The sequence below is a fragment of the Bathymodiolus thermophilus thioautotrophic gill symbiont genome (genome assembly GCF_003711265.1).
Classification (GTDB): domain Bacteria; phylum Pseudomonadota; class Gammaproteobacteria; order PS1; family Pseudothioglobaceae; genus Thiodubiliella.
Window position 1 is genome coordinate 2,746,096 of the sequence record NZ_CP024634.1, and the last position, 13,476, is coordinate 2,759,571.

The 13,476-nt window shown below is 38.5% G+C and carries 13 protein-coding genes and 2 tRNA genes; 3 read left to right on the forward strand and 12 right to left on the reverse strand.

Translation table 11 applies throughout. The features are described 5' to 3' along the window. Position 1 precedes the first annotated feature (1 nt). The 8 genes from gap to MS2017_RS10435 all read right to left on the reverse strand — a co-directional run bounded on the left by gap (position 2) and on the right by MS2017_RS10435 (position 8,657). Positions 2–997, reverse strand: a complete 996-nt coding sequence (gene gap, locus MS2017_RS10405; protein WP_071564144.1) for a type I glyceraldehyde-3-phosphate dehydrogenase — start codon at positions 995–997, stop codon at positions 2–4. 27 nt (positions 998–1,024) lie between these two features. Beyond that, entirely contained in the window at positions 1,025–3,010 is a 1,986-nt protein-coding gene (gene tkt, locus MS2017_RS10410) for a transketolase (RefSeq protein ID WP_122952141.1), read from the reverse strand. A gap of 222 nt (positions 3,011–3,232) precedes the next feature. Then, positions 3,233–3,388, reverse strand: a complete 156-nt coding sequence (locus MS2017_RS11575) for a hypothetical protein (RefSeq protein ID WP_158009292.1) — start codon at positions 3,386–3,388, stop codon at positions 3,233–3,235. A 76-nt stretch (positions 3,389–3,464) separates the two neighbouring features. After that, a complete protein-coding gene (locus MS2017_RS10415; protein WP_122952142.1) occupies positions 3,465–4,010 on the reverse strand; it encodes an Lcl C-terminal domain-containing protein in 546 nt (181 codons plus the stop codon). A 115-nt stretch (positions 4,011–4,125) separates the two neighbouring features. After that, positions 4,126–4,446 (reverse strand): hypothetical protein, encoded by a 321-nt coding sequence (locus MS2017_RS10420; protein ID WP_122952143.1) that lies wholly within the window; start codon positions 4,444–4,446, stop codon positions 4,126–4,128. A 37-nt stretch (positions 4,447–4,483) separates the two neighbouring features. Then, a complete protein-coding gene (locus tag MS2017_RS10425; protein WP_122952144.1) occupies positions 4,484–7,606 on the reverse strand; it encodes an Lcl domain-containing protein in 3,123 nt (1,040 codons plus the stop codon). Positions 7,607–8,422: 816 nt separating this feature from the next. Continuing rightward, positions 8,423–8,498, reverse strand: a tRNA-Thr gene (locus MS2017_RS10430). 82 nt (positions 8,499–8,580) lie between these two features. After that, positions 8,581–8,657, reverse strand: a tRNA-Met gene (locus MS2017_RS10435). 77 nt (positions 8,658–8,734) lie between these two features. Between MS2017_RS10435 and coaE the strand changes: the two genes are divergently transcribed. Further along, complete coding sequence (gene coaE, locus MS2017_RS10440) at positions 8,735–9,337, forward strand: dephospho-CoA kinase (protein ID WP_084032322.1); 603 nt, start codon at positions 8,735–8,737, stop codon at positions 9,335–9,337. A 4-nt stretch (positions 9,338–9,341) separates the two neighbouring features. Here the strand turns inward: coaE and MS2017_RS10445 are convergent, their stop codons facing one another. Beyond that, positions 9,342–9,659 carry a (2Fe-2S) ferredoxin domain-containing protein gene (locus MS2017_RS10445; RefSeq protein WP_071564136.1) on the reverse strand — a complete coding sequence of 106 codons (318 nt, stop codon included), beginning with the start codon at positions 9,657–9,659 and terminating at the stop codon, positions 9,342–9,344. After that, positions 9,656–10,480 (reverse strand): 16S rRNA (cytidine(1402)-2'-O)-methyltransferase, encoded by an 825-nt coding sequence (gene rsmI, locus MS2017_RS10450; RefSeq protein WP_122952145.1) that lies wholly within the window; start codon positions 10,478–10,480, stop codon positions 9,656–9,658. The genes MS2017_RS10445 and rsmI overlap by 4 nt, the downstream gene beginning before the upstream one ends. Before the next feature lie 5 nt (positions 10,481–10,485). On the opposite strand from rsmI, the gene MS2017_RS10455 reads away from it, so the two are divergent. Both MS2017_RS10455 and MS2017_RS10460 read left to right on the forward strand, forming a co-directional pair. Beyond that, on the forward strand, positions 10,486–10,860 hold the full coding sequence (locus MS2017_RS10455; RefSeq protein ID WP_071564134.1) for a YraN family protein: 375 nt from the start codon (positions 10,486–10,488) through the stop codon (positions 10,858–10,860). 3 nt (positions 10,861–10,863) lie between these two features. Beyond that, a complete protein-coding gene (locus MS2017_RS10460; protein WP_122952146.1) occupies positions 10,864–11,556 on the forward strand; it encodes a BON domain-containing protein in 693 nt (230 codons plus the stop codon). Here MS2017_RS10460 and rnhB read toward each other — a convergent pair. Both rnhB and MS2017_RS10470 read right to left on the reverse strand, forming a co-directional pair. Next, on the reverse strand, positions 11,527–12,081 hold the full coding sequence (gene rnhB, locus MS2017_RS10465) for a ribonuclease HII (RefSeq protein WP_122952147.1): 555 nt from the start codon (positions 12,079–12,081) through the stop codon (positions 11,527–11,529). The two genes, MS2017_RS10460 and rnhB, sit on opposite strands and share 30 nt — an antisense overlap. Then, on the reverse strand, positions 12,078–13,391 hold the full coding sequence (locus MS2017_RS10470) for a Fic family protein (protein WP_122952148.1): 1,314 nt from the start codon (positions 13,389–13,391) through the stop codon (positions 12,078–12,080). The genes rnhB and MS2017_RS10470 overlap by 4 nt, the downstream gene beginning before the upstream one ends. Positions 13,392–13,476 lie beyond the last annotated feature (85 nt).

The following is a 13,476-nucleotide window of genomic DNA, read 5'->3' on the forward strand; positions in this document are numbered from 1 at the left end:
GTTAAGCGATATGTTGAACTAAACGCAACATATTGCAAGTGTAACCATATTCATTGTCATACCAAGAAACCAACTTCACAAAAGTATCATCAAGTGCAATACCCGCATTCGCATCAAAAATTGAAGAAGCACTAACACCACGGAAATCACTAGATACAACCATGTCTTCTGTGTATTGTAGCGTGCCTTTCATAGTAGTTTCTGACGCTGTTTTAATGGTTGCGCAAATTTCTTCATAAGAAACGCTCTTGTCTAATTCACAAGTTAAATCAACCACGGAAACATCAACTGAAGGGATACGGAAAGCCATGCCTGTTAGTTTGCCATTTAATTCCGGCAATACAATACCAACCGCTTTAGCAGCACCTGTTGATGAAGGAATAATGTTCTCAAATACCGCACGACCTCCTCTCCAATCTTTCATTGAAGGGCCGTCAACGGTTTTTTGTGTTGCTGTTGAAGCATGAACTGTTGTCATTAATCCACGCTTAAGACCCCAATTATCATTGATAATCTTAGCAATTGGCGCCAAGCAGTTAGTGGTGCAAGAAGCTGCTGAAACAATAGATTGACCGTCATAAGCATCATGGTTAACGCCATACACAAACATAGGTGTACTGTCTTTAGCAGGTGCTGATTGAACCACTTTTTTAGCGCCAGCATCAATGTGTGCTTGACAAGACTCTTCAGTTAAGAAAAAACCTGTACAGTCAATAGCAACATCTACATCAATATCGCCCCATTTAAGATCCGCTGGGTTGCGCTCAGCAGAAAGACGAATTTTCTTGCCATCAATAACAAAATTATCACCCTCAACTTCAACAGTGCCATCAAAACGACCTTGTGCCGTATCATACTTAAGCATATACGCTAAATAATCATTGTCTAATAAGTCGTTAATACCGACTACTTCTAATTCTGGAAAATCCTTTTTAATTGCACGAAAAACCATGCGACCAATACGACCAAAACCATTAATACCTACTTTAATTGCCATTTTACTTACTCCTATATAATATATAAATTACGCCAAAACTTCATTCACAGTTTTAACAACATTGTCCACTGTAAAGCCAAATTCTTTAAATAACTGTCCTGCTGGTGCGCTTTCGCCGAATGTTGTCATGCAAACCAACCCACCTTCTAAGCCAACATATTTATACCATGCATCGCCAACGCCTGCTTCAATGGCAACCCGTTTAACACCTACCGTTAATACAGAATCTCGGTACGCTTTGTCTTGTGCATCAAATGCATCTGTTGAAGGCATGGAAACAATACGCACCTTCTTATCGGTCATTGCTTTTGCACTTTCAACTGCTAACGATACTTCAGAACCTGTTGAAATTAGAATAATATCTGCTGTGCCATCACAGTCTTGCAATACATAGCCTCCTTTTTCAATGTTCTTCACTTGTTCAGCCGTTCTTTCCATGGGCGTTAACGCTTGTCTTGAGAAGATTAACGCCGTTGGTGCATCACCTCTCATCATTGCAACTTTCCAAGAAACTGCGGATTCAATTGCATCGCAACCTCTCCAAGTTTGAAAACCCGGAATCATTCTAATGGTTGCCAACTGTTCAACGGGTTGGTGTGTGGGTCCATCTTCACCTAAGCCAATAGAATCATGTGTATAAACATAAATTGTACCGATTTTCATAAGGGATGACATACGCAAGGCGTTACGCATAAATTCCATAAACATAAAGAAAGTTGCGCCGTAAACTTTAAAACCACCGTGCAAAACCATGCCATTCATCATATGTGCCATGCCAAATTCACGCACACCCCATGAAAGATAATTGCCATTTGCATTCTCTTTGTTGACTTTCACAGTACCTGACCAGTTCGTCAAGTTTGAACCTGTTAAGTCTGCAGATCCACCGAACATCTCTGGTAACAATGGACCCATTGCCTCAATCGCTCTTTGTGAGGCTTGTCTAGAAGCGATATTTGGCATTTCTTCTTGTGTTGCAGCAATAAACTTATCCATTTCAACTTCAAAGTTAGCTGGCAAATCACCCGCCATACGCCGCTCAAACTCAGCCGCTTCTGCTGGAAACTCAGCCTGATAAGCGGCAAATTTGTCATTCCAAACACTTTCATCTATCGCACCCTGTGCCTTATGATCCCAACCTGCATAAACATCAGCAGGAATTTCAAACGGTGCATGCTCCCAACCTAATTGCTTGCGCGTTGCTGCGATTTCTTCATCACCTAAAGGTGCACCATGACAATCATGTGTGCCTGCAAGGTTTGGCGAGCCAAAACCAATGGTTGTTTTACAACAAATCAAACTTGGCTTATCAGTCACTGCTTTCGCCTCTTCAATCGCTTTATTAATTGCATCTGCATCATGGCCATCAACGGCAACCACATGCCAATCATAAGATTTAAAACGACCTGGAACGCCTTTTTCCATCCAATCGCCAATGTGGCCATCAATTGAAATATCATTATCATCCCAAAATGCCATCAATTTACCCAAGCCTAATGTTCCTGCCATTGCACAAGATTCGTGCGATAGGCCTTCCATCAAACAACCATCACCCATAAAGACATAAGTATTATGGTTAACAATTTCATGACCTGGCTTGTTAAATTGTGCCGCTAAAGTGCGCTCTGCAATTGCCATGCCAACCGCATTGGTAACACCTTGCCCTAAGGGGCCTGTCGTTGTCTCAATGCCATCAGCATAACCATATTCAGGATGTCCTGCTGTCTTTGAATGTAACTGACGAAAATCTTTAATATCGTCTATACTCAATTCAAAACCCGTAAGATGCAACAATGAATAAATCAACATTGACCCATGTCCATTTGATAATACAAAACGGTCGCGATCTGCCCAACTAGAATTTGTGGGATTGTATTTTAGATGATCATTCCAAAGCACTTCGGCAATATCTGCCATACCCATTGGGGCACCTGGATGACCTGAATTGGCTTTTTGAACTGCATCCATGCTTAAAGCACGAATTGCATTTGCTAAATTTCTGCGTGACGACATATTAAACTTCCTTTTAGAACAAAATTGAATGATTATACGCAAAACTTTTCAAATTATCAACCCAACCCTAAAATCCTAAATTTCTACCTTGTTAATCGTTTGCTATTTTTGGATTGAAACGCCACTGCACAAAAAAAACTCCATTTTAAAAGATAATTTTTTTTCATTTGCTGGTCTCATTTTTCTAAAATTTTTATCTAAAAATCACCCGCTCTTTATTTGTTAAAACCAATAGAGACCTTTGCATAAATATGGATGATTAGCAAAATTCAATTTTTGCCCAATTGGTAATTTCCTTAAACCTTGTCCTAGCAGGGCTAAGGCTGGGTTTAAAAAATTACCAAATGGGTGAAAAGTGGATTCTTGATGATCATCCATATTTATACAAAGGTCTCTAATAAAATAAATAGCGTTATTCGTATTTATACAAAAGTCTCAGAATAAAAGAAAAAAATCACTGTACAAAGCGCACTAAACGAACATAACCTTTTGAACTTACAGCAGTACGATGGCCTGATGTATCGTTAGCACTATTAAAATTTACCTGCCATGATCTTGAACCCGAACCAGGAGAGGATGACCAAAAGACATTGGAAGGTGTACTTGGAAAAATAGTCTCATTAATACTAGGATTAAAGCAGCGATTCGAAACTAAAGAGCCCAGTTCCTTTATATTTGGCAAGCGCCAATCGTTATGATTTGCAAAATTACTATTGTTCGTACTATTGATTACCTTTTTGCTTGTTTCTAATGCTTCTTTCCAAGTGAATGGTAGGGCTGCGCTCCTACAGTCATTACTTCTTGCTAGAAAGAATAAGCCTTCGGAACATTTTTTCCACATTAAATTGGTTTGTTTATCAGTAATCGTTCCATCTTTATTATCGGTGTACCTGCTATCTTTCCACCTGTCGAAAGTATAATTCGTGCAGGTTTGAGCCAACACATAACTGGTGGTTAAAAATATAATGTTGATTGTTAAAAATAAAATTGTTTTTTTCATATTGTGTCCTTAGTTATAGGTGAATAATAAACGGAGTTTTCGATTTTTAAGTCGATTATGCCGATAATCTTGCTCATTAATAAAGTGCATATACAATTGCATAAAACCATTTTGACTACTCTTTATTAATTGCTGTAAATATTGTAAAAACTTGTGCAAACTGTCTTTTTAAAACAAAGCAAATAACGAAATTTTTAACCCCACCTTCTATCTCAACTAAGCGTGTTATATCACGATCAGTAGTAAATATTTTTTGATGAGTCATCATCAGACCTTTGCATAAATATGGATTAACAAAATTCAATGTCTGCCAAATTGGTAATTTTCTTAACCCTTGTCTCAACAGAACCAAGGCTAGGTTTACCTTAGGGGATTGCTGGGGATCGTTGGAATAATTGCCAAATGGAAGAAAAGCGGTTTTTTGATGATTATTCATAATTTATGCAAAGGTCTCATAAGATTAAAATAAAAAATCACTGCTTAAAATACACCAAACGAACACTTCTTAACTTATTGCGAACATCGACAGAATTCCTACCATAGGTAAAACCTAAGAGCCACGCCCTCTCAGAGTTCTGAGCATTAGGCACAGATGACCAAAAGAAGCTAGAGGCAATATTTGGGAAATGATGATCGTTGGCATTTGCTACTTCAGTTGATAAATTAGCAATTGAGCGTAATTCCCCTACAGTCGGCACACGCCAATTATTACCACCACAGAGATTTTCAGTATTTGTACCATCAACTAAGCCCGTCCAATCATCATAATAAAGACCTTCTCTGTTGGCACGAATTTTACCAAGTGCGGTTTTTCCACCCCAACGATATAGATTATCTTTATGGTGAATGTTGGTATGAGTACCATCAGTAGTATCGCTGTCTTTACTGCCATTACTCGTTTTTATCTCCCAAATCAATCCTGTTACATTGTCTCGCACACAAGACCATTTAGTGCCAGCACTTTCTGTGCCATCTGCTGTCCATGTTGCATCTTGAACGCTTAACACATTGCCTGTACTGCCGAGCTTGGTGAAATCAAATCCTGCTTCACCACCACCCACTTTTGTCAAGGTGCCAGCGACTGCCTGAGCATCTCGTCCATGTGAACAGTCTTGTGCCGATATTTCTACACCCGTGCAGGCGTTATTGTTACCTGATAACTCGTTCCCACCCCAAGTTATGCCTGTATCGTTGAGCGCCCCAGTTGATGTCGCTTCTATTTTGGGGGTAGCGGTTACCTCATTAGATTTGCCACTTTCAAAAGCGTCTTTAACGGCTGTAACAACAAAATAGTATTTTGTACTGCTTAGACCATCAATGGTTTTACTATGGTTGGTAATATTTTGCAATAATGAACCACCGTTTAAAGAAGCGTAATTAGACAGACTAATACCGCTAAAACTTTCCTCAGCGTGATATATTTGGTACCCTGTCGCCCCTTCAACTGCACTCCAAGTTAAAGTAACAAAATCTTCACCTTTGGCGGCTGTCAGGTTTTTTGGTGTGTCTAAAATAACGCTGATGCTTACCGTGGCTGTATGATCACCCATTGCATTAGTGGCTTTAATGGTGTAAATTGTAGCGTTTTGTAATGCAGTTGGTGCACCAGAGATTTCGCAACTACCACTAACAAGCTTTATTGTTAAACCACTTGGAAGACTGGGCTCACTACGACAACTACTAGCGCTACCACCTGTGTTACTAAATGCAAAGGTTGCATTGCTATTAAGAATTAACTGTTTGTCTGATAAATTAACGAATGACGGCTCGCTCGTAGGTGTGGTAGCGACCATAGCACTTGGAGAACCTTCAAAGCCATCTTTTATTGCAGTAATGACAAAATAATATAAAGTGTCATTAGTTAAGTTGTCAACGGCTCCACTAATACCAGAAGATACTTGTACTGACGAGACGCCAGCACTGCCTAAGTTAGATGCGTTAATTGCATTTTGGGAGTAATATATTTTATAGCCTGTTGCTCCGTTAACTTCACTCCAAGCTAAGGCAACAGTGGCATTACCTTGAATGGCTGTAAAGTTTTTTGGTGTATCTAAATTAACGCTGATACTGACCGTGGCAGTGCTATAACCTGTTGAATTGATGGCTTTAATAATGTAAATTGCAACACCTTGTAATGCAGTTGGTGTGCCAGAAATTTGACATCTGCCACTAACAGAGGTTACTGTTAAGCCATTTGGAAGGCTAGGATTGCTGCTACAACTACTAGCGGCACCACTATTTTCCTCGCCAAATGCAAAGGCCGTGATAACGCTATTAAGAATTAAATGTTTGTCTTGTAAATTAGCAAGTGACGGATTGATCACAGGGGTGGCAGTTATCATGCTACTTAGAGAACTTTCAGCGTTACCTTTTATTGCAGTAATAACAAAATAATATAAAGTGTCGTTAGTTAAGTTGTCAACAACTCCACTAATGCCATATGATATTTGCACTGACGAGACATCATTACTCTCTAAATTGGATGCATTAATTTCATTTTGGGAATAATATATTTTATACCCTGTTGCTCCGTGAACTGCATCCCAAGCCACAGTAACAGCACTATCACTTGTGGCGGCTACAAGGTTTTTTGATGTGTCTAAAATAACGCCAATATCAATCGTGGCTGTGCTATTACCTGTTAAATTAGTGGCTTTAATGGTGTAAGTTGTAACATCTTGTAATACAATTGGTGTGCCAGAGATTTCACAACTGTTATTAACAAGTGCTATTGTTAAACCACTGGGAAGACTAGGATCAGCGCCACAACCATTGATACCACCACCTGTGTTACCAAACGCAAAAGTTACCGCTCTGCCACTAATCAAACTTTTGCCCAATAAGTTAGTAAGAACTGGCGTGCCAATTATATTTGCTTTAATTTTATTAGCATTAATATTTTTAAACTTGTCATCTAAGCCATCAAGTGCTGCCACTAATTTTTTTGCAGTTGTTTGCTCTAATGTTTTATCAATTAAATCAACTTTGAGTGAATCCATAACTTTACTAAGGCTATCGTTCCCGTTTACGCCTTGTCTTTCAAGTTCTGAAAGCATTGCTAAAATCATTGCATAATCTCCAGCGCTGTCATCGGCTAAAACAGTTCTACTAGTTTTGTAAATATCTGTAGGAAGAATTGAAGCGATACTTTTTCCTGACAAACCAAAAGCCATGGAAACTGCGCCATTATAAACATTAATAACATTACTAAGATTAATGTCAGCTTGTACGGCAATTTCAGTCAATGGCGTAATGGCAAATTTCTCACCCTCGACAAAATCAAGTGCCACTCGCAACATTGGCGATTGTTTTTCTGCGTTTGTCGCTTCATCAATATAACTTCCAGCAGAACATTCAATTAAAGCTTCGCCAGAATAGCCAACATCGCTAAATTCAACAAAACCCTTGTCGCTAATCGCAGAGGCTAGTTTATCGCCTTTTGCACCCGCTACAGTGATTTTATGAATAGCGCAACTTGCCTTATCAATTGGAGCGGCAGAGAGGAAACCAGAAGAAATATTTGGCGATGATTCACCACCACAAGATTGCAATACTAAAGCTACCAAAACTAATAAATACCTTAACAAACTAAACATCTACACCTCCAATTACGAAAATTATATCGTTTTTACATTATCAAAAAAAAGATGATACTCCAAGGTGTCTCGGAATATCTTCCTTCTATACCTATCCATTAGCGCACTTAGATGATCTGAATTGGCTGTTTAAAGGCCACACCTAATTAAAAGCCGCGAACTGCGTCACTAAATCTCCGTGTGATGACATATCAAACTTCCTTTAGAGCAAGCAATTGAATGATTATACGCAAAACATTTCAAATTATCAACCAGCCTCAGTCAATCAATTACTGTTCTTGGACTAAATCCGCTACACAACAACAAAAAACACCCTAATTTAAAAAATAATTTTTTTTCATTCATCTAAAACCTTAGTCTAAAAAATTCCTCTCTGGCGATTACACAGCACACACCGAATATATGAGTTAGATCTGAGGATGTGGCAAAGTGCCAGTGCCCTATTGACACAAGACAAGGGCGATCAAAAATGAGAAGAGGAATTTAGGAAATAATTACGATCACTGACCAGCAATGCAGGGGGGCTCAATTGATAAATCAGCAATGCGCCCCAACGATAGCAAGGCATTCAACTAAAGCCTTGCCAGAATAGCCGACATTACTAAATATGACGACAGCCTTATTGCTAATCGCAGAGGCTAATTTATGCCTATTGGTATTGTTAATTGGAATGGCGTAGCAAAACTAGAAGAAATCTTTGGTAATGGGCGCGCCATCACCACAAGACTACCATGCAAAAACTACTACAACTAACTAAAACATTGGGCGTGCAATAAAACGAAAAATTATATTGCTTAAAAACCCTCTGTATAAATATGGTGCCGAAGGCCGGACTCGAACTGGCGACCTACTGATTACAAATCAGTTGCACTACCAACTGTGCTACTTCGGCGTAATTAAAAAGTAAGAATTATACAATCTTATTTAAAAAATAACTCATGTTTTTTATTATAAATTGTATAAATTCTTAAATATGGTGGTTATAGGTGGACTTGAACCACCGACCCCAGCATTATGAATGCTGTGCTCTAACCAGCTGAGCTACATAACCGTAAAGAGAGCGTATTATCCAAACTTTTATTGAAAAAGTCAATAGTTTGCCCTTAATATTATTTAAAATCAATGATTATGACAGTTCTTAAAATTGCACTCACGGGTGGCATTGCCTGTGGAAAATCACAATTGGCTCAAATTTTTGCTAAGTTTGGCGTTGATGTTATTCAACTTGATAACATCAGCAAAGAGATAACAGCGCCTAAATCAGCTGGAATAAAAGAGTTGATTGATGCCTTTGGTAAGAAAATTGTCCATCCAAATGGTGGCTTAAATCGAGCAGTTTTGCGAGAGATATTATTAGCAAGCAAGAGTAATCAAGCAACTATTGAGCGCATTCTACACCCAAAAATATTGACAAAAATGCAAGAAAAGATAGAAACGCTGGAAAAACCATTGGTTATTATCGAAATTCCGTTACTCATAGAAGGGTTTAAATATTTTTTTGATAGGGCTATTGTCGTAACCTGCCATAATAAAAACCAACTAGAAAGGCTAATAAATCGTACAAATATTGACGAAAAACTAGCGAAAAAAATGATTGCCGCACAAATTAATCAAGAAGAGAGATTAAAAATAACCGAATTATTACCAAGTGATATTGTAGAAAACAATAATACTGTCTCTGATTTGGAACAGCGTGCCGAACAATTGTATCAAAAATTAATCAATTTGTAGGTGCTTATGCAAAGTTCGTTTGCAGGCGTTTGACTGGTTTGCCATTGATTAAATGCTCGGTGATAATTTCATCAATATCCTCTTCGTCAATATATTGATACCAAATATTATCAGGATACACCACAGCCACTGGACCCAACTCACACCTCCCCAAACAACGAGATACACTTACACCGATTTTCCCTTTACCAAGTTTGCCTTGGTCTCGGCATTTGTCTTTGGCGTAACGATACATTTGTTGAGCGCCAAACTGCGAACAGCATGTCTTGGCGTCTTGGCGAATGTTATTGCAAAAGAAAATGTGTCGTGTGTAGTAACTCATAATTTGATAGCCCGTTGATAGCAATGTTTTTTATCAATACCCGTTATTTTTGCCGCCAATTTTGCGGCTTTTGAGGCGCCCATTTCAACGAGTAAAATCGGTAAAATTTTATCCAATTGCGCCTCGCCTGCAACCAAATTACGCTTATCAATGCTGGAAACAATAATAACAAACTCGCCTTTTTGGTGTGCCTTATCTTCAATTAAATATTCAATTAATTGTGGCAAAGTGCTGGTTTTGATGGTTTCAAAAGATTTGGTAATTTCCTTGGCAAAACAAACAATGCGCTCCTCACCCAACACACCTAACAGGTCGTTTGCACAGGCTAAAATGCGTTTAGGTGACTCGTAAAATACAGCCGTTTCATGGCAGTGAGAAATTGCTTGAATGGCTTTGATACGAGCGCTGGATTTGGCGGGCAAAAAACCAAAAAAACTAAAACTATCACTGGCAATACCACAACTGCTTAAGGCACTAATCAACGCTGATGCACCGGGAATAGGGCAGACTGTTATACCCACTTTTTTGGCCTCGCTAACCAAAACAAAACCTGGGTCACTAATCAGCGGCGTGCCTGCATCGCTAATGAGTGCGATATTTTTCCCTGCCAATAATTCTACCACCACGGCAGCGGTTTTGGCAGATTCGTTATGCTCGTGAAAAGCTTGAACAGGGGTATTAATGTCATAATGATTAAGCAACTTTTTACTGTGGCGAGTATCTTCTGCTAAAATCAAGTCAACCGTTTTGAGCGTTTCTATCGCTCTAAACGATATATCTTCAAGGTTTCCAATAGGGGTGGCTACTATATATAAGGACATAAAAGATGTTTAGTTTAAAGCGACAAGTAGGCAATACAGCGGAAAAATTAGCACTTCAATATTTAACAAAAAAGGGGCTAAAACTTGTCGAGCAAAACTATTTAACTAAGTTTGGTGAAATAGACATCATTATGCTTGATAAATTGGAACAAATATTAGTTTTTGTTGAAGTTCGTTATCGTAAAAATGTATGCTTTGGATCTGCAACTAGTACGATTAACAGCACTAAACAAGCAAAAATCATCTGTGCTGCCAACCATTTTTTACAAAAAACCTCTCAATATGACGATTTTATTTGCCGGTTTGATGTTGTTGGGCTAGAATCTGATTTAAAATATCCTGAAATAAATTGGATAAAAAATGCTTTTGAAGCTATATAACTGATGAAAAAAATTATTCTATCCACCATGCTAATGGCAAGCACGCTGTTCTTAACTGGCTGTTTTATAACAACGGCAATTAGCACCACCTTTTTGCTTTCTAACGACAGGCGCAGTAGTGGTGAAATTATTGATGATAAGGGCATTCAATTTGTTTTACTGAGCTGGACAAGTGAAGATAAAATCTTACAAGATGCCCATTTAAATTTCCTAATTTATAATAAAACCGTGCTGGTAACAGGCGAAGTTCCTACTGCTGCTGCACTTGATCACCTTACTGCACAAGCGCCTTCCCAAGATTTTAAAATTAAAAAAGTTATTAACGAAGCGCGCGTTGCAGAAAATAGCAGCCTATTTAATCGCATAAAAGATTCAGCCATTACCGCTCAAATTGAAACATTATTCCTTGATCAAGAAGTGTTTAACCCAATACATGTGAAAATTACCACAGAAAATCGCACCGTCTATCTAATGGGGTCTGTTACTCAACGCGAAGCGAATTTTGCCACAAAGATTGTATCTTCAGCACAAGGTGTAAAGCGCGTGGTTAAATTATTCCATTATCTAAAAGACCGTCCTGCGGCTGAAATTAAACGCGATAAACAAAGAAAAATTGAGGCAGAAAACGAAGCCAAAGAAGCAGAACGACAACGCCAAGAAGAACTGTTAAGCCCGGCCTTTAACTGGGGAAAATGAATAACGGTGCTGGTCTTTAAGCGCACCAAATCTCTCCAGTGCTATTAAATGTTGTTTGGTGCCATAACCTTTGTGCTGTGCAAAGCCATATTCAGGGTGGTAAGCGTCTAATTCAATCATCTGCCTATCGCGTGTTACTTTGGCAATAATGGATGCAGCTGAAATGGCTGGTTCGCTCAAATCACCTTTAATAATAGCTGTGCAATTTTCCAATTTCGGGCAACGATTGCCATCTACCAAAACCCTGTCATATTGCATATTCAAACTTTCTACCGCACGCCTCATCGCTAACATCGTGGATTGTAGAATGTTAATATCATCAATTTCATTTGCACTTGATTCACCCACTGCCCACTGGCATTGGTTAGTAATCAGAGTATATAAAACCTCACGCTTTTTCTCGCTAAGTTTCTTAGAATCGGTTAATTCAGGCAAATCAAAATCATCCGGCAAAATAACCGCACCTGCCACCACATTACCCACCAAACAGCCTCTGCCAACCTCATCAACACCAACAATAATCATTTGTAAGCCTTGATGCGTTGCTCCAAGTCATTTGGGGCAATAAAAACAAAGGCTCGCCCTTGTTTAGAGTGTTGCAGTAAATTGAGTTTTGACAAGCCCACCAAGTCAGTTTTTGCAGTTTGATAACTAATCGATTGTGAAATTTTATGTCCTGCAATGGTATAAACCGAACCGGGGTGTTTTAGTGCATTTTGAATGAGCATGGCTTGGCGTGAATTGACCTTGCCATTACTTAGATAATTGCCCAATAAATTAAGCGCTTGTTGCTGTTGCTGCTGTTTTTCATCAACATAATCAAACAACCCAGTAATGGCTTGGGTAATAAACTTAAGTTGACTGTTAATAAAATAAGTCAAATCAAAATCATCACTTTCAACCATTAAAAACGATTCTCCATATTGAACTTGCGCTTTCTTAATATACCTTGACAAAGTAATGTATTGAAACAACCAATAATTATTTTTCAAAATCACCCAATAAAACAAAGCCCTTGTCGTCCGCCCATTGCCATCAGCAAAAGGGTGGTCATACGCCAAAATAAAATGCACAACAATCGCTCGAATAATGGGATGCACAAAATAATCAGGCGAGTTGCCATTCGCAAAATCACATAAAACTGTTAGCCTGCTAGGCAATTCTTGAAAATCAGGCGGATGATGCAAAATAGTCTGTGTGCTATTATCAACCACATTTACTTCATTGTCCCGCCTAAGTTTGCCAACTTCCGAATCATCCATCGTTCCCTTGGTAACAATAGCATGTAGTTGCAAAATCAAACTTGGGGTTAATTCATCTTGCTTGTGCTCATTAATAAATTTAATGGCATGGTAATTATTGTCAATCATTTTCTGCGAATGGTCGTTAGGCGTTTTGTCGTGTTTCAACATTTCCCGTGCGACTTTTCTGGTGGTTGTTGCACCTTCAAGTTGGGAGGAACTAATCGCCTCATCTATTAACGCACGCACAATATACCTGTCGCTATTACTGTCAATATTTTTGGCTTCAAGTGAGCCCCGCATTTTTGAATCTATCTCATGAATATTTTTCTGAATATCATCCGTCAAAACAAAAGAGAAATTCTCAGAAAAAGGTAGATTTTTTTGTTGTTGCAAGCGTGAATATTTAAGGAAATGCCAATATTGCTCAATATCATCAAACTTATCGGGTGTTTTTAGATGGCGTATTTTATCCCAGTGTGAATAGCGTTTTTTCTCATCAACAATAGTAGGCACAAGTCCTTGTTGTATTTTTTTAAATACCGACGCAAACAATTCTTCCCGAGAAATTTTAGGTGGTGGAACGATTTTCATACAAACAATGACAACTGAAAAAATTGCTATTATATCACTAATTACTAATTTTCATTAAATTAGTAATTAAATAAAAATTTCATAA

Excerpts from the sequence above, each read along its gene's own strand:
- MS2017_RS10460 (WP_122952146.1), top strand. The coding sequence starts at position 10,864 with ATGAAAAAAATTATTCTATCCACCATGCTAATGGCAAGCACGCTGTTC.
- tkt (WP_122952141.1), bottom strand. The coding sequence starts at position 3,010 with ATGTCGTCACGCAGAAATTTAGCAAATGCAATTCGTGCTTTAAGCATG.
- MS2017_RS10425 (WP_122952144.1), bottom strand. The coding sequence starts at position 7,606 with ATGTTTAGTTTGTTAAGGTATTTATTAGTTTTGGTAGCTTTAGTATTG.
- MS2017_RS10470 (WP_122952148.1), bottom strand. The coding sequence starts at position 13,391 with ATGAAAATCGTTCCACCACCTAAAATTTCTCGGGAAGAATTGTTTGCG.
- rsmI (WP_122952145.1), bottom strand. The coding sequence starts at position 10,480 with ATGTCCTTATATATAGTAGCCACCCCTATTGGAAACCTTGAAGATATA.
- MS2017_RS10445 (WP_071564136.1), bottom strand. The coding sequence starts at position 9,659 with ATGAGTTACTACACACGACACATTTTCTTTTGCAATAACATTCGCCAA.
- MS2017_RS10420 (WP_122952143.1), bottom strand. The coding sequence starts at position 4,446 with ATGAATAATCATCAAAAAACCGCTTTTCTTCCATTTGGCAATTATTCC.
- MS2017_RS11575 (WP_158009292.1), bottom strand. The coding sequence starts at position 3,388 with ATGGATGATCATCAAGAATCCACTTTTCACCCATTTGGTAATTTTTTA.
- MS2017_RS10415 (WP_122952142.1), bottom strand. The coding sequence starts at position 4,010 with ATGAAAAAAACAATTTTATTTTTAACAATCAACATTATATTTTTAACC.
- gap (WP_071564144.1), bottom strand. The coding sequence starts at position 997 with ATGGCAATTAAAGTAGGTATTAATGGTTTTGGTCGTATTGGTCGCATG.
- MS2017_RS10455 (WP_071564134.1), top strand. The coding sequence starts at position 10,486 with ATGTTTAGTTTAAAGCGACAAGTAGGCAATACAGCGGAAAAATTAGCA.
- rnhB (WP_122952147.1), bottom strand. The coding sequence starts at position 12,081 with ATGATTATTGTTGGTGTTGATGAGGTTGGCAGAGGCTGTTTGGTGGGT.
- coaE (WP_084032322.1), top strand. The coding sequence starts at position 8,735 with ATGACAGTTCTTAAAATTGCACTCACGGGTGGCATTGCCTGTGGAAAA.